The following is a 22,834-nucleotide window of genomic DNA, read 5'->3' on the forward strand; positions in this document are numbered from 1 at the left end:
ATGAACAGCGTGGCCGCGCCTCAAACCCCCGCCAGCGGCTCGCCACTGCGCCGGTTTTCCAACCTGCTGTACCGCCGACCGAACCTTTATCTGTCGCTGTTGCTGGTGCCGCCGTTACTGTGGTTCGGTGCGATCTACCTCGGCTCGCTGTTGACGTTGTTGTGGCAAGGCTTCTACACCTTCGATGACTTTACCATGGCGGTCACGCCCGACCTGACCCTGGCGAATTTCACCGCACTGTTCCAGCCGTCGAACTTCGACATCATCCTGCGCACCCTGAGCATGGCCATCATCGTGTCCATCGCCAGTGCAATCGTGGCGTTCCCGATCGCCTACTACATGGCGCGCTACACCAGCGGCAAGACCAAGGCGTTTTTCTACATCGCGGTGATGATGCCAATGTGGGCCAGTTACATCGTCAAGGCCTATGCCTGGACCTTGCTGCTGGCCAAGGGCGGCGTGGCCCAGTGGTTCGTTCAGCACTTGGGGCTGGAACCGGTGTTGCAATTCGTGCTCGGGATTCCGGGCGTCGGCGGCAGCACCTTGTCGACCTCGCATCTGGGACGGTTCATGGTGTTCGTCTACATCTGGCTGCCGTTCATGATCCTGCCGATCCAGGCGTCACTGGAACGCCTGCCGCCGTCCTTGCTGCAAGCCTCGGCGGACCTCGGCGCCAAGCCGCGTCAGACCTTCATGCAAGTGATTCTGCCGCTGTCGATTCCGGGCATCGCCGCCGGTTCGATCTTCACCTTTTCGTTGACCCTGGGCGACTTCATCGTGCCGCAACTGGTGGGCCCGCCGGGCTACTTCATCGGCAGCATGGTCTACGCCCAACAAGGAGCGATCGGCAATATGCCAATGGCAGCGGCCTTCACACTGGTGCCGATCGTGCTGATCGCCATTTACCTGTCCATCGTCAAACGTCTGGGGGCTTTCGATGCGCTCTGATGCTTCATCTCAAGATCGGGCATCCCTGGGCCTGCGCATCGCCGCCTGGGGCGGGTTGATGTTCTTGCACTTCCCGATCCTGATCATCTTCCTCTACGCCTTCAATACCGAAGACGCGGCGTTCAGCTTTCCGCCCAAGGGCTTCACCCTGAAGTGGATAGGCGTGGCGTTCTCCCGGCCCGACGTGCTGGAAGCGATCAAGCTGTCGTTGCAAATCGCGGCCGTCGCGACACTGATTGCGATGGTCCTCGGCACCCTCGCGTCGGCGGCGTTGTACCGACGGGACTTTTTTGGCAAGCAAGGCATCTCGCTGATGCTGATCCTGCCGATTGCCCTGCCCGGAATCATCACCGGGATCGCGTTGCTGGCGACTTTCAAAACGCTGGGGATCGAACCGGGGATGTTCACCATCATCGTCGGCCACGCGACCTTCTGCGTGGTGATCGTCTACAACAACGTCATCGCCCGCTTGCGCCGCACGTCATACAGTTTGATCGAAGCGTCGATGGACCTCGGTGCCGACGGCTGGCAGACCTTCCGCTACATCGTCCTGCCAAACCTCGGCTCGGCGTTGCTCGCTGGCGGCATGCTGGCGTTCGCCCTGTCGTTCGACGAAATCATCGTCACCACCTTCACCGCCGGCCATGAACGCACCTTGCCGCTGTGGCTGCTCAACCAGCTCAGCCGCCCACGGGACGTGCCGGTGACCAACGTCGTCGCGATGCTGGTGATGATGGTGACCATGCTGCCGATTCTCGGCGCCTATTACCTGACCCGGGGTGGCGAAAGCGTTGCGGGCAGTGGCGGGAAATAACGGACAACTCATTCCCAAGGTGGAAACTGGATCCTGTGGGAGCGGGCTTGCCCGCGATAGCGGTCTTACAGTCGACATCTCTGTTGAATGTCAGTCAGTCATCGCGGGCAAGCCCGGTCCCACAGGGGCCCGGTTTCAGCAGGAAAACAAAAGCAGCTTCGATGAGGACATAGCCATGCAAACCAAACTCTTGATCAACGGCCAACTCGTCAATGGCGATGGCCCTGCCCAAGCCGTGTTCAACCCGGCGCTCGGCCGTGTGCTGGTAGAAATCAACGAAGCCAGCGAAGCTCAGGTCGACGCCGCCGTGCGGGCCGCCGACAACGCCTTCCAATCCTGGTCGCAAACCACGCCGAAAGAACGCTCGTTACTGCTGCTCAAACTTGCCGACATCATCGAAGCCCATGGCGAAGAGCTGGCCAAACTGGAGTCGGACAACTGCGGCAAACCCTACAGCGCCGCGCTGAACGATGAGATCCCGGCGATTGCCGACGTGTTCCGTTTCTTCGCCGGCGCCAACCGTTGCATGAGCGGCGCGCTGGGAGGGGAATACCTGCCCGGCCACACCTCAATGATCCGCCGCGATCCGGTGGGCGTGATTGCCTCCATCGCGCCGTGGAACTACCCGCTGATGATGGTCGCCTGGAAAATCGCCCCGGCCCTGGCCGCCGGTAATACCGTGGTGCTCAAGCCGTCAGAACAAACCCCACTGACCGCCCTGCGCCTGGCAGAACTGGCGTCGGAAATCTTCCCGGCTGGCGTGCTTAACCTGGTGTTCGGTCGTGGTCCTACGGTCGGCAGCCCACTGGTCACTCACCCGAAAGTGCGCATGGTGTCGCTGACCGGCTCCATCGCCACCGGCTCGAACATCATTTCCAGCACCGCCGGCAACGTCAAACGCATGCACATGGAACTGGGTGGCAAGGCGCCGGTGATCATCTTCGACGATGCCGACATCGACGCCGCCGTGGAAGGCATTCGCACCTTCGGTTTCTACAACGCTGGTCAGGATTGCACCGCCGCCTGCCGTATTTACGCGCAAGCAGGCATCTACGACCAGTTCGTCGAGAAGCTCGGTGTGGCCGTCAGCAGTATCAAGTACGGCTTGCAGGACGATCCATCGACGGAGCTTGGCCCGTTGATCAGCGCACAACATCGCGATCGAGTGACCGCGTTGGTCGAACGTGCCATGGCGCAACCGCACATTCGTTTGATCACTGGTGGCAAAGCGGTGGAAGGCAACGGCTTCTTCTTTGAGCCGACGGTGCTGGCCGACGTGCAACAGGACGACGAGATCGTGCGCCGCGAAGTGTTCGGACCGGTAGTGTCGGTCACCAAATTCACCGATGAAGCGCAAGCACTGGCCTGGGCCAACGATTCAGACTACGGCTTGGCGTCATCGGTCTGGACCGCGGACGTCGGCCGCGCGCATCGGCTGTCTGCACGCCTGCAGTACGGCTGCACATGGGTGAACACCCACTTCATGCTGGTCAGCGAAATGCCTCACGGCGGTCAGAAACTGTCCGGTTACGGGAAAGACATGTCGATGTATGGGCTAGAGGATTACACCGTTGTGCGGCATGTGATGTTCAAGCATTAAAAGCTTCGCGGGCAAGTCTCGCGCCTACAGGGATCGCGTCGTTTGATCGACACAAAACCTGTAGGAGCGAGCGGTGCGGCGATCCGACTTGCCCGCGAATGCCTCACCGCACAATCAAGGCAGACGCCGGCGGTTTAACTCCGTAAAAGCCAAATGGCTCTCACGGAAACCTCCTCGGCTCAAAACCGCGAAACACTGCGCATCGCATCCACCAGATACCGCATCGCAATCCGGTCACTCTCCGACAGCTCGCGATACCGCTCCACCAACTTCAACTCCTCCGAACTGAGCCGACGCCTTCGCCGACCAATGGCCAGGCAGGGGAAGATTCCTAATATTTCAGTGATGCCTTGTACTTTCGACATGGACGATGTCCTTCTATACGTCAGAGAAAACTTCAAAACCGCATCGCCCTATCACTTTCAGCGGTCACCTTGTGTCTGCCGAACCGACCGGCCTGAAGGGCCGAAACCGGTCATGCCTCATAGAATAGAAATTAAATCGGCGCTGAAAAGCGTTTTTAGAGTAATTAGTCGAAAAAAGCAGATATGCCCTATAAATCAGAAAATGCTGTGAGAAACGTTACCTGAAATGTCTTGTTTCATTGCCGAGCTGTCGCGGTGCCATCAATCATTTTTGCTCTGCAACCGAACGGTTTAAAGTATTTGGCATCTCTTTAGGGGGCGTTCTCAATTAATTTCCCCGCCGCGTTGTCGCCTTAAAGCGGGCCAGGCAAGGCGCAGGCCGCTGGGAATGGTTGTTCCCTTTCCAAGGCCTGCAACGCAGCCTGGCCCGCTTTAAGGCACAACCCGAAGGGCCGGGCCTGCTGTTGTGCAGGGCTGCGTTGCTCGAAGCTTATTTGGAATGACCAAACCACGCTTCTCGCGCCTTGCCCTGCACAACAGCAGACCCGGCGCGGCGGGGAAATTAACTGAGAACGCCCCCCTAGTCCGTTGCGTTTGGCCAAGGCATGTCCGAACCGATATTTCTGATCCAGCACGTGCCAGGATCGGCGCGGGATTGTTCACGACAGGTTGTACTTATGCACCGCAGGAATTTGCTCAAAGCCTCCATGGCCATCGCGGCTTACACCGGTCTCTCGGCCACCGGCCTATTGGCGGCACGCGCCTGGGCTGGCAGCAGCACCGCTGATGGCGACGCTGTGGCGTTCGACTTCGAAGCGCTGAAGAGCCAGGCCAAGCAGCTCGCCGGCAAGCCCTATCAGGACACCAAGCAGGTGCTGCCGCCGACGCTGGCGACCATGACGCCGCAGAACTTCAACGCGATCCGCTACGACGGCAATCACTCGCTGTGGAAGGACTTGAAAGGTCAACTGGACGTGCAGTTTTTCCACGTCGGCATGGGTTTCAAGCAACCGGTGCGCATGTACAGCGTCGATCCCAAGACTCGACTGGCGCGCGAGGTGCATTTCCGTCCGTCGCTGTTCAACTATGAAAAAACCACCGTCGACACTAAACAGCTCAAGGCCGATCTGGGCTTTTCCGGATTCAAGCTGTTCAAGGCCCCGGAGCTGGATCAGCACGACGTGTTGTCGTTCCTCGGCGCCAGCTATTTCCGCGCGGTAGATGCCACCGGTCAGTACGGTTTGTCGGCCCGCGGCCTGGCGATCGATACCTACGCCAAGAAGCGCGAAGAATTCCCGGATTTCACCAAGTTCTGGTTCGAAACACCGGACAAGGACAGCACCCGCTTCGTGGTTTATGCCCTGCTCGATTCGCCGAGCGCCACCGGCGCCTACCGTTTTGATATCGATTGCCAGGCCGAGCGTGTGGTGATGGAAGTCGATGCCCACGTCAATGCCCGCACCGCCATCGAGCAACTGGGTATCGCGCCGATGACCAGCATGTTCAGCTGCGGCACCCATGAGCGGCGTATGTGCGACACGATTCACCCACAAATCCACGACTCCGATCGCCTGGCCATGTGGCGCGGCAATGGCGAGTGGATCTGCCGCCCGCTGAATAACCCGGCCACCCTGCAATTCAATGCCTTCGCCGACACCGATCCGAAAGGCTTTGGCTTGGTGCAGACCGATCACGAGTTCGCCAATTATCAGGACACCGTCGACTGGTACAGCAAGCGCCCGAGCTTGTGGGTAGAACCTACAACCGCATGGGGCGAAGGCTCTATCGATTTGCTGGAAATTCCTACAACCGGCGAAACCCTGGATAACATCGTCGCGTTCTGGACGCCGAAAAAACCGGTCGCGGCCGGGGACTCCCTCAACTACGGCTACAAACTCTATTGGAGCTCCCTGCCACCGGTGAGCACGCCGCTGGCACGGGTCCACGCGACCCGTTCGGGCATGGGCGGTTTCATCGAAGGCTGGGCGCCGGGCGAGCATTACCCGGAGGTCTGGGCGCGACGCTTTGCCGTGGACTTCACCGGCGGCGGTCTGGACCGCTTGCCTGAAGGCGCGGGGATCGAGCCGGTGGTGACCTGCTCGAACGGCGAAGTGAAGGACTTCAATGTGTTGGTGCTCGATGACATCAAGGGCTACCGCATTACCTTCGACTGGTACCCGACCAATGACAGCGTGGCCCCCGTGGAGCTGCGGTTGTTCATTCGCACCAATGACCGGACGTTGAGTGAAACCTGGTTGTACCAGTATTTCCCGCCGGCACCGGAGAAGCGTAAGTACACCTGACAGTAAGTGGGCGCCTGAACCGGCCCCTTCGCGGGCAAGCCCGCTCCCACAGTGATGGGGGTGTTCACAAAATTTGTGTACGCCGCCGCCCCTTGTGGGAGCGGGCTTGCCCGCGAAGGCGGCAGGACAGACGACAAACCTCTCGGCATAAAAAATTCAAAAGCCCCGGTCAACACGACCGGGGCTTTTTGGTGTTACAGCGGTATTCAGTCGCGCAAATCCGATTCATGAATCGGCTGGTCACGATGGGTGGCCCGCTGGTATTGCGCCGGCCAGATAGCCTTGTTCCCGCCCAGATCGTCATCGGCATGCAGCGGCCAATACGGATCACGCAACAACTCCCGGGCGAGGAAGATGATGTCAGCCTGACAGGTACGCAGAATGTGCTCTGCCTGGGCCGGTTCGGTGATCATTCCTACGGTGCCGGTGGCAATGCCTGACTCCTTGCGTACCCTCTCGGCGAAACGGGTCTGGTAACCGGGGCCAGTAGGAATCTCGGCGTTTACCGCCGTACCACCCGATGAGACGTCGATCAGGTCCACGCCCAGATCTTTGAGGCGTCGCGCCAGCTCCACGGTTTCATCAGGGTTCCAGCCGTCTTCCACCCAATCGGTGGCCGACACCCGCACAAACACCGGTAACTCTTCAGGCCACACGGCCCGTACCGCTTCGGTGACTTGCAGTACCAGCCGAATACGATTCTCGAACGAACCGCCATACTGATCGCGCCGCTGATTGCTCAAGGGCGAAAGAAATTGGTGCAACAGGTAACCGTGGGCGGCGTGTACTTCGACCACTTTGAAACCAGCAGTCAGCGCCCGTTTGGCCGAATCGACGAAAGCTTGAATGATGTCCGCAATCTCACCGTCATCGAGTTGCTTGGGTGGTGTGTGCTGGGGGTCGAAAGCGATCGGCGACGGGCCGACCGGGATCCAGCCACCGTCTTCCGGCTTGACGCTGCCATGCTTGCCGAGCCACGGCCGATGCGTGCTGGCCTTGCGCCCGGCATGAGCCAACTGGATGCCAGCAACGGCGCCTTGGGCGGAGATGAAGCGCGTAATACGCTGTAAGGATTCGATCTGTTGATCATTCCAGAGGCCGAGGTCCTGGGCGGTAATGCGCCCATCGGCGGTCACCGCCGTGGCTTCGGTGAATACCAGACCAGCGCCGCCGATAGCACGGCTGCCGAGGTGGACCAGATGCCAGTCATTGGCCAGCCCATCGACGCTGGAGTATTGGCACATCGGTGACACCGCAATGCGGTTAAGCAGGGTCAATTGACGAAGGGTATAGGGTTCAAGCAGCAGACTCATGGGGCACCTCTCGAATCAGTGGGCAGGCTCCAGGGTTCTGTTTGAATAGTCGACGAGTGACAGGAAAAAGATGCAGCACCCGCCCCCGCGGGCAAAAAATTCGACAAAACGTCACAAGGATAATCAAGCAGTGCTTAGAGCCTAGTCGACATCGGGGGATGAGGGAGGGTTCAAGAAATGAAACACCCAAATTTGAGGTCTGGGCGATACCTGTGGCGAGGGGGCTTGCTCCCGCTGGGCTGCGCAGCAGTCGTAAATCCGGTTACTGCGGTGTGCCTGACAGAAATGAGTTGCCTGGGTCTGGGGCCGCTTCGCAGCCCAACGGGGGCAAGCCCCCTCGCCACAGTTATCGCGGTTCGATATGGGCAATCATCAACTGAACGGTCTCGTTCCCACGGAACTCATTGAGGTCGAGCTTGTAAGCCAATTCAACCCACTTGATGGTCGGATTTGGCCAGATATCACGGTCGATACCGAAGGCAATGCCGTCCAGCTTCACCGAACCGCATTCACTCTTCAGCACCACTTTGAGGTGCCGCTCACCCACAACACGCTGCTCGACCAACTGAAACACCCCGTGAAACAGCGGCTCCGGGAAGTGTTGCCCCCAAGGTCCGGCGTGGCGCAGGGCGCGGGCCAGTTCCAGGTGAAACTCTTCGACCGCCAAAGTGCCGTCCGACAGCAGGCGCCCGGTCAGGTCTTCTTCACGCAATTGCCTACGCACTTCAGCGTCAAAGGCCTCGGCAAACAACGGAAAATTCGCTTCCGGCAAGGTCAGGCCGGCCGCCATGGCGTGGCCGCCGTATTTGCTGATCAGGTTCGGATGCTGCGCCGCGACCACGCTCAAGGCATCGCGAATGTGAAAGCCCTGAACCGAACGCCCCGAGCCCTTGAGCAGGCCATCGCCGGCATCGGCAAAGGCAATGGTCGGACGGAAATAGCGCTCTTTCATACGCGACGCGAGGATACCGATGACGCCCTGATGCCACTCGGGATCGAACAGGCACAGGCCGAACGGCATCGATTCCACTGGCAAATCCTTGAGCTGGGCCAGCGCCTCACGCTGCATGCCCTGCTCGATGGATTTGCGGTCCTGGTTCATGCCATCCAGTTGAGCGGCCATTTCACGGGCAGCGCCCGCGTCTTCAGTGAGCAGGCATTCAATGCCCAGGCTCATGTCGTCCAGACGCCCCGCCGCGTTCAGACGCGGGCCGAGGATGAAGCCCAGGTCGGTGGAGGTAATGCGCGAATGGTCGCGCTTGGCCACTTCAAGGATCGCCTTGATTCCTGGCCGTGCGCGCCCGGCGCGAATCCGTTCCAGGCCCTGATGCACCAGAATCCGGTTGTTGGCATCCAGCGGCACCACGTCGGCGACGCTGCCCAGCGCCACCAGGTCCAGCAGTTCGCCAATGTTCGGCTGCGGCTTGCTTTCGTACCAACCCAGGCTGCGCAAGCGCGCACGCAGGGCCATCAGCACATAGAAGATTACCCCGACGCCGGCCAGGGCTTTGCTCGGAAACTCGCAACCCGGCTGGTTCGGATTGACGATGGCATCGGCCAACGGCAGTTCGTCGCCGGGCAAGTGGTGATCGGTGACCAGCACCTTGAGCCCGGCCTTTTTCGCCGCCGCCACGCCTTCGACGCTGGAGATGCCGTTGTCCACGGTGATCAGCAGCTGCGGCTCGCGGGTCAGCGCCACTTCGACGATCTCCGGCGTCAGACCATAGCCGTACTCGAACCGGTTCGGCACCAGATAATCGACATGCGCCGCGCCCAACAGGCGCAACCCCAGCATGCCCACGGTACTGGCCGTCGCACCATCGGCGTCGAAGTCGCCGACGATCAGAATCCGCTGACGTTGCTCAAGGGCCGTCACCAGCAAATCCACCGCCGCATCGATGCCTTTGAGCTGCTGATACGGAATCAGCCGCGCCAGGCTCTTGTCCAGTTCAGCCTCGGATTGCACGCCCCGCGCCGCGTAAAGGCGGGTCAGCAGCGGTGGGATATCACCGAGGAATGGCAGGGTGTCGGGCAACAGGCGAGGTTCGATGCGCATGGGGTGACAGGTGCTTCTCTTGAATACGTAGGATAAAACCGGGTAACGCGGTTCAGCGGCGAATAATCAGCCGCGTTCGCCGCTCAGCCATTGCAACTGGACTTCGTGCTGACCACGGTCGTCGGTGACGAAAATCGTTCCTTCGCTGATCATCACATCCCACTTGATAACGCGCGGCATGTCCTTGGCCAGGGTTTCCAGCACTTCCTGAGGCACAGCGGCGATGTGAACGTTTTTCAGGTTTTTGATCGCCGGGATCACTTTGGTTTCCCAGACACGCAGGCTGCCGTAAGCCAGCAGGCTGGTGCGCTCGGTGCGGCGCGAGCACCAGGTCAGGCGATCGGCGTCTGGCTGGCCGACTTCGATCCAGTGCAGGACACGATCATCCAGGCTCTTTTCCCACAGCGCAGGCTCATCCACGTCTGACAGACCGCGACCGAAAGACAACTGCTCGTTGTACCAGAAGGCGTAGGCCAGCAGCCGCACAGTCATGCGCTCTTCGGTTTCCGAAGGGTGACGGGCGATGGTCTGCTTCACGCTCTCGTAGACGCTGCGGTCGAGGTCGGTGAGGTTCAGTTCAAACTTGTAGGTCGTGGACGGCTGGGCCATGAACGGGCTTCTTGATACGAGGAAAGGCGGCAAGTCTAACCGATGCAACAGGCAATCAACGAATTGAAGGCGATCAACCTTGGGCGACTGACGGTCGGCTATGTTAAAACTCTGCATCCGCTCAGCCTTTGTCCTACAGGATTCAGCATGCCGTTCTCCAAGAAACCGCTCTCCGGTCTGAAAGTCATCGAATTGGGTACGTTGATTGCCGGGCCGTTTGCCTCGCGTATTTGCGGCGAGTTCGGCGCCGAAGTGATCAAGATCGAGTCCCCGGACGGCGGCGATCCGTTGCGCAAATGGCGCAAGTTGTATGAAGGCACTTCGCTGTGGTGGTTTGTTCAGGCGCGGAACAAGAAGTCTTTGACCCTGAACCTGAAACACCCGGACGGCCTGGCGATTCTGAAACAGCTGCTCAGCGAAGCGGACATTTTGATCGAGAATTTTCGCCCCGGCGTGTTGGAAAAGCTCGGCCTGGGCTGGGAAGTCTTGCACGCACTGAACCCGAAACTGGTGATGGTGCGGCTCTCGGGCTTTGGCCAGACCGGGCCAATGAAAGATCAGCCGGGCTTCGGTGCGGTCGGTGAATCGATGGGCGGCCTGCGCTACATCACCGGGTTCGAGGACCGACCACCGGTGCGCACCGGGATTTCCATCGGAGATTCGATTGCCGCGCTCTGGGGCGTGATCGGCGCACTGATGGCCTTGCGTCATCGCGAGGTCAACGGCGGCTTGGGCCAAGTGGTGGACGTGGCGCTGTACGAAGCGATCTTCGCCATGATGGAAAGCATGGTCCCGGAGTTCGATGTGTTCGGTTTCATCCGCGAACGCACCGGCAACATCATGCCGGGCATCACGCCCTCCTCCATTCACACCAGCGCCGACGGCAAACACGTGCAGATCGGCGCCAATGGCGATGCGATCTTCAAGCGTTTCATGCTGATCATCGGTCGCGAAGACCTGGCCAACGATCCTGTGCTGGCCAGCAACGACGGACGCGATAGCCGTCGCGACGAGATTTACGGGGTGATCGATCGCTGGGTCAACTCACTGCCGCTGGACGCGGTGATCGAGCAACTGAACCAGGCTGATGTTCCCGTCAGCCGAATCTTCAGTGCCGAAGACATGTTCAGCGATCCGCAGTACCTGGCCCGGGAAATGTTCCTGCAAGCCAAGCTGCCCGACGGCAAGGACTTCAAGATGCCCGGCATTGTGCCAAAACTATCTGACACACCCGGCAGCTCCGAATGGGTCGGGCCGCAGCTGGGTGAACATAATGCGCAAGTACTCCACGACCTTGGCTACGACTCGGCACAGATCACACGGTTGCGTGAAGACGGGGCCATCTAAGCTGAAGCGCCTGCTTTCATACGCAATCGATTACGCCAGCATCGGACGTGTGCTGGCGGTGCTCGGGCTGTTGGCGGGGCTGATGTCCCCTGCCCTGGCGCAACCTAAAGAGCATTTGCTCTGGCTACTGCGCGATCTGCCGCCCGTGACGATCTTCGAAGGCCCGAAAAAAGGCCAGGGGGTTATCGATCAACTGATGCCGCTGTTGATCGCCGGCATGCCGCAATACGAACACACCCTGATGCGGGTCAATCGCGCCCGTGGCATGCAAATGCTCCATGAAAAATCCTTTACCTGCGACCCTTCGCTGATCTGGAGCGAGGAGCGCGAACACTGGATCGCCTTTTCCATTCCGGCTTTCCGGGCGGTCAGCAATGGGCTGGTGATTCGACGTGAAGATCGGTCGGTGCTGGAGCCCTTTCTCATTGGCGATGAAGTCGATTTGGCAGCACTGTTGGCCAGCCGTCGAGAGAAAGTCGGTGTAGTGGCCGAGCGCCGTTACGGTCAGTTCCTCGACACGCTGCTGCAACAGGCGCCGTCCGGCGTGCTGGCGCCTCACTACGGCAACAACGCCCTCGGCAGTCTGTTGCAGATGCAGCGCCTGGGTCGTTTGCAGGTGGTCTTGGGTTACTGGCCGGAAATCCGCTATCAGGCTCGTCAGGAACATATTGCCGACGATCAGTTAGAGTTTTATCCGGTCAAAGGCACGGGCAAATACTTGTCCGGGTACATCGGTTGCTCGAATACGCCCCAGGGGCGACAGGCAATCAGTGAAATCAATAAGCTATTGCGCGCCCTGCCCCGCGAGCGCCTGGACCCGCTGTACGCCGACTGGCTCGATCCGCAAAGACGCAAGGACTATCTGGAAGAAACCAGAGCCTTTTTCGAGCGTCAGGCCGCACAGTGACAAATCGCAGGCAAAAAGAAACCCCGAGAAGTGGGGAGACGACTCGGGGTTAAACGTGGCCTACATAAAGACCAGTGGCAACAAGCTACAAGCACCGGAGCACAATGCTTGATCCTGCTGTTACATGGTCTGACTGACCTTGGCGCAGGAAGGTTCCCACAAAAAACAATTCAATTTCGGCTGGCCAGGATCTTGTCCTGAGCAGCATTGCGCAACGCAGCGATGACACAGGGCTCCAGACGTCCTTCAGCGATCAGCACGTCGCGGTGCAGCCCGTCGACGACATCCGTCAGCAGACGTTTATCGGTTAACTGGGCCTGATTGAACGCCCGTTCGACCACGATAGCGCCGCTCGTACTCTTCAGTGTCACCAGGCATTCGCCATGGGCACCCGATGGGGTCAACTTGACCAGATACGGGCTCAGAGCCTCACCGAGCAATAGACTGATACTTTCCATCTCGATCACCACTCAATAGTCCGAAAACAAAGTGCCTGGGGCGTGTCCACAGTAAATGACCACAGGCCCGAGAAGAAAGTTCTGGATTCCAACGGCAGGCGCACCGGCGCCTCTGGTAGTTAGAGCATGCACGGTAAAGATGACAGTAAAAAAACAGCTGATTCACACCTGCCTTGTACGCTTGCCGATGTCGCTCCATCCGCCCAGCAGTCCTCGCAATTGACCGTCCGCACTGTAGAACGGCACCGTCCACTGGTAGATGTCCCTGACGCCATCCTTGAACGTCAACTGACGTTCGCTGAAGCGGGTCTTGTGAGTACCGAGCTGGGCCATGAATTCAGCGTGCAGCTGCTCGGCGGTCTCTTTGGGCAAGACATCGAGTTCGATCAGTTGTCGCCCCTGAACCTGGTCGAAACGGGTCGACAAGCGCTCCTCATAACTTTTGTTGCACATGATCAAACGCCCTTCCAGATCACGCACGAACATCGGATCGGGCATGGCGTCTATCAACGCGTGCTGGAATGCGAGCTGGTCATTGAGGTCTTTCTCGGCGTCCCGACGTTGCTTGATCAGTGCTGCGAGCCGACGGTTCCAAAGCAATGAGAGCAAGCCGAACAGGCTAACGATGAACATGCTCCAGCAACCCCACTGGGTTATCCGCTGCCAGGCCGAGGGCGCGTGTACCGGCGCAACTCCGTTCAGCCATTGCAGCCGTATGGCGCGTAATTCGGCGGGTGGAAATGCCTCCAGCGCCTTGTTGAGGATGCTCAATAACTGCGGCTGTCCTTTGCGGACTGCCAAATGATCAGCCTCCCATTTGCCTTCCACTGCATGCCCTACCTTGAGCCGGCCCAAGGGGTAGAGCTGCGCTCCGATTTCGTTTTCAATGGTGGCGTAGGCCTCGCCACTTTCCACCAGTGCCCGGGCTTCAGCGTAGGTTTTGACCGAGCGCAGCTCGATCGCCGGGTAGTCACGACGAATCACACCTTCCAGGGCGTGCCGGGTCGGCAGCACCAGGACTCTTTTCGAAAGCTGCTCCAGGGACTGTAACGCTGGCGTACCTGCCAGCCCCACGAGCACCCAGCCCGCCCCGCCGAATGCATGGCTGAAATCCAGAAACACCTTGCGCTCGTCATTCATTGCCAGCGTCGTACTCATGTCCGCCGCGCCGCTTTCCAGCCGCTCCAGCAGTTGGTCGGTGGAAAACGACTCTTCATGGACGAACCGCAACCCTGTCATGGCGCTGATGCGGTTGAGCACATCGTTGTTCAAACCGCTCCAGTGACCGTGCTCATCCTTGAACAGATACAGCGGGTACTGCGCCGACGCCACGATAACCATCGGATGTTCAGCGATCCATTGCCGCTCCTGAGTATCCAGCTCAATGCGTGCGACGGTGGCTGACTCCCGAGATTCATGTGCCGCCAATTGTGCGGCCTTTACCCATTGCCCAAAACCCAGGGCGCCCAGCAAAAACATCCAGCATACGGCTGGTTTAAACCCTCTGAAAAACAGCATTGCCACTTCCTTGGTGATCGTCTCGCCCGTCCTTCATGGGCGGCTCTTCTTTTACGAAACCCGACAAGTGTGGCATGCAGAAATGAGAAAGCCCGTCAGGAGACGGGCTTCAAAATGTGACAGCTTTTACCGGTTACAGCGGCTTGCCGCGGTTGCCATGCTTACTGACAAAGGCCTGCACGGCTTTCAGATCGTTCGGCAACACGGTGCAACGCTCATCTCGCTCAAACAAATCAGAAAGATGTGCAGGTAGTTCGAGCGCTTTTCCTACACCGGCTTTTTCCACTGCGTCCGGGAATTTGACCGGATGGGCCGTGCCGAGGATCACCATCGGGATATCCAGGCTGCGACGGCATTCGCGCGCGGCCTTCACGCCGATGGCGGTGTGCGGGTCCAACAGTTCGCCGGTTTGCTCAAAGACTTCGGCAATGGTTTCGCACGTTTGAGCGTCGTCCACGGCCAGCGAATCGAACAGTTTGCGTGCCTCGGTCCAGCGTTCCTCTTCGACGCTGAAACCGCCACCCTGCTTGAAGGTGTCCATCAAACCGGCAATCGCCGCGCCGTTACGACCGTGCAGGTCGAACAGCAGGCGTTCGAAGTTCGACGAGACCATGATGTCCATGGACGGCGACAACGTGGCGTGCAGGGTTTCCTTGACGTACTGATTGCCGCTCATGAAGCGGTGCAGGATGTCGTTGCGGTTGGTGGCGACGATCAACTGGTTGATCGGCAAGCCCATGTTGCGCGCCAGGTAACCGGCGAAGATATCGCCGAAGTTGCCGGTCGGCACCGAGAACGACACCGAACGCGCCGGGCCGCCCAGTTGCAGGGCTGCGTGGAAGTAGTAAACGATCTGGGCCATGATCCGTGCCCAGTTGATCGAGTTCACCGCCACCAGGCGCGTGCCCTTGAGGAAGCTCTGGTCGGCGAAGCTGGCCTTGACCATTTCCTGGCAGTCATCGAAGTTGCCTTCGATGGCGATGTTATGGATGTTCTCGCCGAAGATGGTAGTCATCTGGCGACGCTGCACTTCGGACACACGGTTGTGCGGGTGCAGGATGAAAATGTCGACGTTTTCGCAGTGCTTGCAACCTTCGATCGCCGCCGAACCGGTGTCGCCGGAGGTAGCACCAACAATCACCACGCGCTCGCCGCGCTTTTCCAGCACGTAGTCGAGCAGACGACCCAGCAGTTGCAGGGCGAAGTCTTTGAACGCCAGGGTCGGTCCGTGGAACAGTTCCAGCACCCATTCATTGCCATTCAGCTGACGCAACGGCGCCACGGCGTTGTGGGAAAACACGCCATACGTTTCTTCAAGAATCTTTTTGAAATCGGCATCGGGGATGCTGCCGGTCACGAACGGGCGCATCACCCGGAAGGCCAGCTCGTGATACGGCAGGCCGGCCCAGGAAGCGATTTCTTCCTGGGTGAAACGTGGCAGGTTTTCCGGGACGTACAGACCGCCGTCGGTGGCGAGACCGGCCAGCAGGACATCTTCGAAATTCAGGGCCGGTGCCTGGCCGCGGGTACTGATATAACGCATGACTGGCTCCAATAGACAGTGTTCGCAATGCCGGGCCCGCGTGCGAGCCCGGTGAACGATAACGGCTTAGTTCAGGTGCTCGACGCGGATCCGTACGACCGGGCCGACCACGCCTTCCAAGGCTTCCAGGGCGGTGATCGCGTCGTTCATGTGCTGTTCCAGCACACGGTGCGTCAGCAGGATCATTGGCACCAGACCGTCATGCTCTTCGACTTCTTTCTGCATGATCGATTCGATGTTGATGCCGCGCTCCGACAGGATGCTCGCCACCTGAGCCAACACGCCCGGATGGTCCTTGGCCTGAATGCGCAGGTAGTACGCACTTTCGCAGGCTTCGATCGGCAGGATCGGATGAGCCGACAGCGAATCCGGCTGGAAAGCCAGGTGCGGCACGCGGTTTTCCGGGTCGGAAGTCATGGCGCGAACCACGTCCACCAAGTCGGCGATCACCGACGAAGCCGTCGGCTCCATGCCGGCGCCGGCGCCGTAGAACAGGGTCGAACCGGCGGCGTCACCATTGACCATCACTGCGTTCATCACGCCGTTGACGTTGGCGATCAAGCGATCGGCCGGGATCAGCGTCGGGTGCACACGCAGCTCAATACCGGCCGCAGTGCTGCGCGCCACGCCCAGGTGCTTGATGCGATAGCCCAGCGCTTCGGCGTAATTCACGTCAGCGGTGGTCAGCTTGGTGATGCCTTCGGTGTAAGCCTTATCGAATTGCAGCGGAATGCCGAACGCGATGGACGCCAGGATCGTCAGCTTGTGGGCTGCGTCGATGCCTTCGACGTCGAAGGTCGGATCGGCTTCGGCGTAACCCAGGGCTTGGGCCTCGGCGAGTACGTCTTCGAAGGTGCGACCCTTCTCACGCATTTCGGTGAGGATGAAGTTGCCGGTGCCGTTGATGATCCCGGCCACCCAGTTGATGCGGTTGGCAGACAAACCTTCACGGATCGCTTTGATCACCGGGATGCCGCCGGCCACGGCCGCTTCGAACGCCACAATGACGCCCTTCTCGCGAGCCTTGGCGAAAATTTCATTACCGTGAACGGCGATCAGTGCCTTGTTCGCGGTGACCACATGCTTGCCATTCTCGATGGCCTTGAGTACCAGCTCGCGGGCAACGGTGTAGCCGCCCATCAGCTCTATAACGATGTCGATCTCTGGGTTCGTGGCCACTTCGAACACATCGTTGGTAATCGCAATACCGGTCGTCTGGAACTGAGGCTTTGGCGTGCGCATGGCAATTTGTGCCACTTCGATTCCACGCCCGGCACGACGAGCAATTTCCTCGGCGTTGCGCTGAAGTACGTTGAAGGTACCGCCACCGACGGTCCCTAACCCACAGATGCCTACTTTGACCGGTTTCACTGTGAACTCCCCATAAAACGGCCGACTCAAGGCCGGCCGTGAAAACAACCGCATACTCGCGGCTCTCTATTAATGGCCCGACAATGTTGCCGCCAGACCATGATCGTCAAGGCTGACCGTGACGATGCGAAACTATTTCGCGCCCAGTGCCAGTTTGGCGACTTGTGGCGCAGGCTGGTAGCCCGGAATGACCTGTCCGTCGGCCAAAACGATGGCCGGCGTACCGTTCACGCCGATCGACTGACCGAGGGCGAACTGTTTGGAAACCGGGTTCTCGCACTTGGCGGCCTTGATTTCCTTGCCATCGACCATTTTGTCCATGGCCGCTTTCTTGTCCTTGGAGCACCACACCGCTTGCAGTTGTTCGTCACCCGGCGAGCCCAGGCCCTGGCGCGGGAATGCAACATAACGCACTTCGATACCCAGCTTGTTCAACTCCGGCACTTCGGCGTGGAGCTTGTGGCAGTACGGGCAGGTGGTGTCGGTGAAGACAGTGATGTGCGACTTGGTTTCGCCGATAGCCGGGTAGACCACCGTTTCAGCCACTGGAATGTTGTTGATCAGCTTGGAAATGCCCAGGCGCTCGGTCTTCTCGGTCAGGTTGACCGGTTTGCCGTCCTTTAGCTGGAACATGTAGCCCTGAACAACGTACTGGCCGTCAGCGCTGGCGTAAAGCACGCGACTGCCCTTGAGTTTGACTTCGTACAGACCTGGCAGCGGGCTGGCGGTGATGGTTTCGACCGGCACGTCGAGATTGAGGTTTTCCAGGCTTTTACGAATGGCTTTGTCGGCCGCGTCATCGGCGACGGCAAAGGTGCTGACCAACGCAATGGCTGCGGCGGCGAAAATCTGGGTCAGACGCATGAGAACTCCTGAAGGCGGACAAATGGGACGATCAGAACACCCGTGCCGAAACACCGGGTCATAACCGCCCATCGTACAAACCGGCAAAGCCTACCACATAAGGCCCCCGTGGCGAGGGGGCTTGCCCCCGTTGGGTTGCGCAGCAGCCCCAAAATCTGTCACCCGATTTCATCAGATCGACCGCGAAACCCGGTTTACGACTGCTGCGCAGACGAACGGGGGCAAGCCCCCTCACCACAGGTCAGCATTTCCATTCCAGGAACTGCATTAACCGCGCGGGTGATGCTTGGCGTGCAAATCCTGCAAGCGTGCACGAGCGACGTGAGTATAGATCTGGGTGGTCGAGAGATCGCTGTGGCCGAGCAGCATTTGCACGACTCGAAGGTCGGCACCGTGGTTGAGCAAGTGCGTGGCGAAGGCATGACGCAGGGTGTGCGGCGACAACGACTTGCCGATTCCGGCGACCTTGGCCTGATGCTTGATGCGATGCCAGAAGGTCTGGCGGGTCATCTGTTCGCCGCGAAGGCTGGGGAACAGCACATCGCTGGGACGCCCGCCCAGCAGCTCGCCACGGGCATCGCGCATGTAGCGCTCGACCCAGACAATCGCCTCCTCGCCCATCGGTACCAGCCGCTCCTTGCTGCCCTTGCCCATCACCCGCAGCACGCCCTGGCGCAGGTTGACCTGCTCCAGCGTCAAGCTGATGAGCTCCGTGACCCGCAAACCACAGGCATAAAGCACCTCAAGCATGGCGCGGTCACGCTGACCGATGGCTTCGCTCAGGTCTGGCGCGGCCAGTAGCGCTTCCACATCGGCTTCCGACAAGGATTTAGGCAACGGCCTACCCAGTTGCGGCATATCGACGCGCAAGGTCGGATCGACCGCGATCAGCTTTTCCCGCAGCAAATAGCGATAAAAGCCACGCACACCGGAGAGAAATCGCGCAGTAGAACGGGGTTTGTAGTTTTGCTCCAGGCGCCAGGCCAAGTGATCGAGGATCAACTCGCGACCAGCGTTGATCAACTCCAGGCCCTTTTCCTGCAACCAGCCGTTGAACAAGGCCAGGTCGCTGCGATAGGCATCGCGGGTATTATCGGAAAGGCCCTTTTCCAGCCACAGGGCGTCGAGGAACTGGTCTATCAGGGGATGATCGATGGCAGGCATGGAGTCTCAGACAGGCAGGCGTAAGGCCGCGAAAAATGAAGAGTCTTTCATAGCACGTTGGCGGTGAACATAAAATTCAGGCACAAAAAAAGCATCCCTCTCGGGATGCTTCTTTTTGCTTGAGGCGCTCAGCTTATTGTTGAGCCGGTTCGTTTTGCCCCAGGATCAACTTGCCGTCCTTGTCGACCGGAATCTGGTTGCCCGGATCGCGATCCATCCGCACTTTGCCTTCCTTGCCATCCAGCGAATAACGAACGTCGTAGCCTACAACCTTGTCGCTGATGTCATTCACGGTGTTACAGCGGGTTTGAGTGGTGGTGTAGGTATCACGCTCCTGCATGCCTTCCTGCACCTTGTTACCCGCATAACCACCGCCGACCGCACCGGCCACTGTGGCGATTTTCTTGCCTGTACCGCCGCCGATCTGGTTGCCCAACAGGCCACCAGCCAGCGCGCCGACCACCGTACCGGCGATCTGGTGTTGATCTTTTACCGGCGCTTGCCGGGTTACTGCAACGTCCTTGCACACTTCACGTGGAGTCTTGATTTGTGTCTTGACCGGTTCAACGGCTAGAACTTGCGCATACTCAGGGCCGCTTTTTTTGACCAGGCTGTAGGTGGCAACAGCACCCCCGGCCGTCACACCAACAGCACCCAATACTGCACCAACCAGCATCGACTTGTTCACATGAACCTCCTGACCATCACATGCGGGACATGCCCGCGCTTCTCCTAGCCTTGGAGCATAAAAAAAGGCGCGAGTTCAATACTCGCGCCTTCTCGGCCTACAGCTGGAAAAGCGATAACCGTTATGGACGGTCGTCGACTTCCGTCTCGACCGCCGCAGCAGGAATCAGGTCCTCGCTGCTCAGGTTCAGCCAGATCAGCACCACGTTCGCGATGTAGATCGACGAGTAAGTACCCGCCAGAACACCGATGAACAGGGCAATGGAGAAGCCGAACAGGTTGTCGCCACCGAAGAACAACAGAGCCGCGATCGCCAGCAAGGTGGAGATCGACGTTGCCATGGTCCGCAGCAGGGTCTGCGTGGTCGAGATGTTGATGTTCTCGATCAGGCTGGCCTTGCGCAGTACCCGGAAGTTCTCACGAACCCGGTCGAATACCACGATGGTGTCGTTGAGCGAGTAACCGATGATCGCCAGCACCGCCGCCAGTACCGTCAGGTCGAAGGTGATCTGGAAGAACGACAGGATGCCGATGGTCACGATCACGTCGTGGATCAAGGACACGATCGCACCGACCGCAAACTTCCACTGAAAGCGGAAAGCCAGGTAGATCAAAATGCCGCCCAGCGCCATCAGCATGCCGAGGCCACCCTGGTCGCGCAGCTCTTCACCGACCTGAGGGCCGACGAACTCGACGCGCTTGACCACCGCAGGGTTGTCGCCACCGACCTTCTGCAAGGCCTCGGCCACCTGGTGACCCAGCTGCGGGTCTTCACCCGGCATACGCACCAGCAAATCGGTAGTCGCACCGAAGCTCTGTACGATCGCTTCGTGATAACCCGATGTAACCAGCTGTTCACGCACCTTGGTGACATCGGCCGGACGCTCGTAGGTCAGCTCGATGAGCGTACCGCCGGTGAAGTCCAGGCCCCAGTTCATGCCCTTGGTGGCGACACTGAACAAAGCCAATGCCGTGAGGAACAATGTGACGCCGAACGCAACGTTGCGAACGCCCATGAAGTTGATTGTACGTAACATGGCAGCCCCTTAAATCCACAACTTCTTGAAGTCACGACCGCCGAAGATCAGGTTGACCATCGCGCGGGTCACCATGATGGCCGTGAACATCGAGGTAAAGATCCCGAGGGACATGGTCACTGCGAAGCCTTTGACCGGGCCGGTGCCCATGGCAAAGAGAATCCCGCCGACCAACAAGGTTGTCAGGTTGGCGTCGAGAATCGCGGTGAATGCCCGTCCGAAGCCTTCGTTGATTGCCCGCTGCACAGTCATGCCAGCCGCGATCTCTTCACGTATCCGCGAGAAAATCAGTACGTTGGCGTCGACCGCCATACCCATGGTCAACACGATACCGGCGATACCCGGCAGGGTCAGCGTTGCACCCAGCAGCGACATCAAGGCTAGCAGCATCACCATGTTCACCGTCAGCGCGACGGTGGCGATGAGGCCGAAGAAGCGGTAGATGGCCATGATGAACAGCGAGACAAACAGCATGCCCCACAGCGATGCATCGATACCTTTGGTGATGTTGTCAGCACCCAGGCTTGGGCCGATGGTACGTTCTTCAGCGAAGTACATCGGTGCCGCCAGACCACCGGCACGCAGCAGCAGCGCCAGTTCGGACGATTCGCCCTGGCCGTTCAGGCCAGTGATGCGGAACTGGGCACCCAGCGGCGACTGAATGGTCGCCAGGCTGATGATCTTCTTCTCTTCTTTAAACGTCTGAACCGGCACGTCTTTCTCGACGCCGTTGATCACTTGCTTGGTGTAAGTGGTGACCGGACGTTGTTCGATGAAGATAACCGCCATGCTGCGACCGACGTTGCTGCGAGTCGCACGACTCATCAGCTCGCCACCGTGGCCATCCAGACGGATGTTCACTTCTGGCGTGCCTTGCTCGCCGAAGCCAGCCTTGGCGTCAGTCACCTGGTCACCGGTGATGATCAGGCCACGCTCGATCAGCGCCGCAGGACGATTGCCTTCACGGAACTCGAACGACTCGGAAGTGGCTTTCGAAGCGCCAGGCTCAGCTGCCAGACGGAACTCAAGGTTGGCCGTCTTGCCGAGGATACGCTTGGCTTCTGCGGTGTCTTGCACGCCCGGCAGCTCAACCACAATGCGGTTGGCGCCTTGGCGCTGAACGATAGGTTCGGCAACACCCAGCTCGTTGACGCGGTTACGTACCGTGGTCAAGTTCTGCTTGATGGAGTATTCGCGGATTTCCGCCAGCTTGGCTGGGGTCATCGCCAGACGCAGTACCGGTTGGCCATTGAGGTCGGCCGGAACAATGTCGAAATCGTTGAAGTTCTTGCGAATCAGCGCACGCGCTTCTTCACGGGCTGCTTCATCAGTGAAGCCCAGCTGAATGGCACCGCCCAGTTGCGGCAGGCTGCGATAGCGCAGACGCTCTTTACGCAACAGGCTCTTGACGTCGCCTTCGTAGACTTTCAGGCGTGCATCGAGGGCTTTGTCCATGTCCACTTCCAGCAGGAAGTGCACACCACCGGACAAGTCCAGACCCAGCTTCATCGGGTGCGCGCCAAGGCTGCGCAGCCATTGCGGGGTGGTTTGTGCCAGGTTCAGTGCAACGACGTAGTCATCACCCAATGCCTTGCGCACGACGTCTTTGGCTGGCAGCTGATCTTCAGCCTTGGTCAGACGGATCAGACCGCCCTTGCCGCCCGCAGCCAGTGTGGCCGCCTTGACGTTGATCCCGGAGTCCTTGAGCGCGGTGCTCACACGATCCAGATCAGCCTGATTAACCTGCAGTGCAGTGCTTGCACCGCTGACCTGAATGGCCGGGTCATCAGGGTATAGATTGGGAGCGGAATAAATCAGACCGATCGCCAGCACCGCCAGGATCAGAATGTATTTCCACAGAGGGTATTTGTTCAGCATCACGCCGCCCGCTTATGACGCGGGGCGCCTTGCGCGCCCCGTCGATTGAGTA

General features: G+C 59.3%; 19 protein-coding genes. 6 read left to right on the plus strand and 13 right to left on the minus strand.

Features of this window, described 5'->3' with window-relative positions; translation table 11 throughout:
- From JFU11_RS04775 to JFU11_RS04785, 3 genes are all read left to right on the plus strand, one after another.
- Nucleotides 1-948 carry an ABC transporter permease gene (locus tag JFU11_RS04775; protein ID WP_201059914.1) on the plus strand — a complete coding sequence of 316 codons (948 nt, stop codon included), beginning with the start codon at nucleotides 1-3 and terminating at the stop codon, nucleotides 946-948.
- Nucleotides 938-1,762, plus strand: coding sequence for an ABC transporter permease (locus JFU11_RS04780; RefSeq protein WP_048393715.1), 825 nt, complete (start codon nucleotides 938-940; stop codon nucleotides 1,760-1,762). The genes JFU11_RS04775 and JFU11_RS04780 overlap by 11 nt, the downstream gene beginning before the upstream one ends.
- 175 nt (nucleotides 1,763-1,937) lie before the next feature.
- The gene (locus JFU11_RS04785) at nucleotides 1,938-3,362 is read left to right on the plus strand and encodes a gamma-aminobutyraldehyde dehydrogenase (RefSeq protein WP_201059915.1); all 1,425 of its coding nucleotides are present in this window, start codon (nucleotides 1,938-1,940) and stop codon (nucleotides 3,360-3,362) included.
- A gap of 179 nt (nucleotides 3,363-3,541) precedes the next feature.
- On the opposite strand, the gene JFU11_RS04790 is transcribed toward JFU11_RS04785, so the two are convergent.
- Nucleotides 3,542-3,727, minus strand: coding sequence for a hypothetical protein (locus tag JFU11_RS04790; RefSeq protein ID WP_123360676.1), 186 nt, complete (start codon nucleotides 3,725-3,727; stop codon nucleotides 3,542-3,544).
- Nucleotides 3,728-4,404: 677 nt separating this feature from the next.
- Between JFU11_RS04790 and JFU11_RS04795 the strand changes: the two genes are divergently transcribed.
- Nucleotides 4,405-6,030, plus strand: a complete 1,626-nt coding sequence (locus JFU11_RS04795) for a glucan biosynthesis protein D (RefSeq protein WP_201059916.1) — start codon at nucleotides 4,405-4,407, stop codon at nucleotides 6,028-6,030.
- Nucleotides 6,031-6,236: 206 nt separating this feature from the next.
- On the opposite strand, the gene JFU11_RS04800 is transcribed toward JFU11_RS04795, so the two are convergent.
- The 3 genes from JFU11_RS04800 to JFU11_RS04810 all read right to left on the minus strand — a co-directional run bounded on the left by JFU11_RS04800 (nucleotide 6,237) and on the right by JFU11_RS04810 (nucleotide 10,008).
- The gene (locus JFU11_RS04800; RefSeq protein WP_123719893.1) at nucleotides 6,237-7,343 is read right to left on the minus strand and encodes an NADH:flavin oxidoreductase/NADH oxidase; all 1,107 of its coding nucleotides are present in this window, start codon (nucleotides 7,341-7,343) and stop codon (nucleotides 6,237-6,239) included.
- A 346-nt stretch (nucleotides 7,344-7,689) separates the two neighbouring features.
- Nucleotides 7,690-9,399 carry a single-stranded-DNA-specific exonuclease RecJ gene (gene recJ, locus JFU11_RS04805; RefSeq protein WP_123360679.1) on the minus strand — a complete coding sequence of 570 codons (1,710 nt, stop codon included), beginning with the start codon at nucleotides 9,397-9,399 and terminating at the stop codon, nucleotides 7,690-7,692.
- A 66-nt stretch (nucleotides 9,400-9,465) separates the two neighbouring features.
- Entirely contained in the window at nucleotides 9,466-10,008 is a 543-nt protein-coding gene (locus JFU11_RS04810; RefSeq protein WP_007897614.1) for a YaeQ family protein, read from the minus strand.
- Nucleotides 10,009-10,155: 147 nt separating this feature from the next.
- On the opposite strand from JFU11_RS04810, the gene JFU11_RS04815 reads away from it, so the two are divergent.
- Nucleotides 10,156-11,355, plus strand: coding sequence for a CaiB/BaiF CoA-transferase family protein (locus tag JFU11_RS04815; protein ID WP_201059917.1), 1,200 nt, complete (start codon nucleotides 10,156-10,158; stop codon nucleotides 11,353-11,355).
- Nucleotides 11,336-12,262, plus strand: a complete 927-nt coding sequence (locus JFU11_RS04820; protein WP_201121227.1) for a TIGR02285 family protein — start codon at nucleotides 11,336-11,338, stop codon at nucleotides 12,260-12,262. The genes JFU11_RS04815 and JFU11_RS04820 overlap by 20 nt, the downstream gene beginning before the upstream one ends.
- Nucleotides 12,263-12,432: 170 nt before the next feature.
- Here the strand turns inward: JFU11_RS04820 and JFU11_RS04825 are convergent, their stop codons facing one another.
- The 9 genes from JFU11_RS04825 to secD form a co-directional block, all read right to left on the minus strand.
- On the minus strand, nucleotides 12,433-12,720 hold the full coding sequence (locus tag JFU11_RS04825; RefSeq protein ID WP_008014014.1) for a DUF3509 domain-containing protein: 288 nt from the start codon (nucleotides 12,718-12,720) through the stop codon (nucleotides 12,433-12,435).
- Between the two features lie 162 nt (nucleotides 12,721-12,882).
- Nucleotides 12,883-14,238 carry a transporter substrate-binding domain-containing protein gene (locus tag JFU11_RS04830; protein ID WP_123719895.1) on the minus strand — a complete coding sequence of 452 codons (1,356 nt, stop codon included), beginning with the start codon at nucleotides 14,236-14,238 and terminating at the stop codon, nucleotides 12,883-12,885.
- Between the two features lie 133 nt (nucleotides 14,239-14,371).
- The gene (thrC, locus tag JFU11_RS04835) at nucleotides 14,372-15,781 is read right to left on the minus strand and encodes a threonine synthase (protein ID WP_201059919.1); all 1,410 of its coding nucleotides are present in this window, start codon (nucleotides 15,779-15,781) and stop codon (nucleotides 14,372-14,374) included.
- A 66-nt stretch (nucleotides 15,782-15,847) separates the two neighbouring features.
- Nucleotides 15,848-17,152, minus strand: coding sequence for a homoserine dehydrogenase (locus JFU11_RS04840; RefSeq protein WP_052964768.1), 1,305 nt, complete (start codon nucleotides 17,150-17,152; stop codon nucleotides 15,848-15,850).
- 132 nt (nucleotides 17,153-17,284) lie between these two features.
- On the minus strand, nucleotides 17,285-18,016 hold the full coding sequence (gene dsbC, locus JFU11_RS04845) for a bifunctional protein-disulfide isomerase/oxidoreductase DsbC (RefSeq protein ID WP_123719896.1): 732 nt from the start codon (nucleotides 18,014-18,016) through the stop codon (nucleotides 17,285-17,287).
- A gap of 267 nt (nucleotides 18,017-18,283) precedes the next feature.
- On the minus strand, nucleotides 18,284-19,180 hold the full coding sequence (gene xerD, locus JFU11_RS04850; protein ID WP_019651849.1) for a site-specific tyrosine recombinase XerD: 897 nt from the start codon (nucleotides 19,178-19,180) through the stop codon (nucleotides 18,284-18,286).
- Nucleotides 19,181-19,313: 133 nt separating this feature from the next.
- A complete protein-coding gene (locus tag JFU11_RS04855; RefSeq protein ID WP_123719897.1) occupies nucleotides 19,314-19,868 on the minus strand; it encodes a glycine zipper 2TM domain-containing protein in 555 nt (184 codons plus the stop codon).
- A 121-nt stretch (nucleotides 19,869-19,989) separates the two neighbouring features.
- Complete coding sequence (gene secF, locus JFU11_RS04860) at nucleotides 19,990-20,904, minus strand: protein translocase subunit SecF (RefSeq protein WP_123719898.1); 915 nt, start codon at nucleotides 20,902-20,904, stop codon at nucleotides 19,990-19,992.
- A gap of 9 nt (nucleotides 20,905-20,913) precedes the next feature.
- On the minus strand, nucleotides 20,914-22,782 hold the full coding sequence (secD, locus tag JFU11_RS04865) for a protein translocase subunit SecD (protein WP_201059920.1): 1,869 nt from the start codon (nucleotides 22,780-22,782) through the stop codon (nucleotides 20,914-20,916).
- Between the last annotated feature and the right edge of the window lie 52 nt (nucleotides 22,783-22,834).

Source organism: Pseudomonas sp. TH37, assembly GCF_016650735.1.
Taxonomy (GTDB): domain Bacteria; phylum Pseudomonadota; class Gammaproteobacteria; order Pseudomonadales; family Pseudomonadaceae; genus Aquipseudomonas; species Aquipseudomonas farris.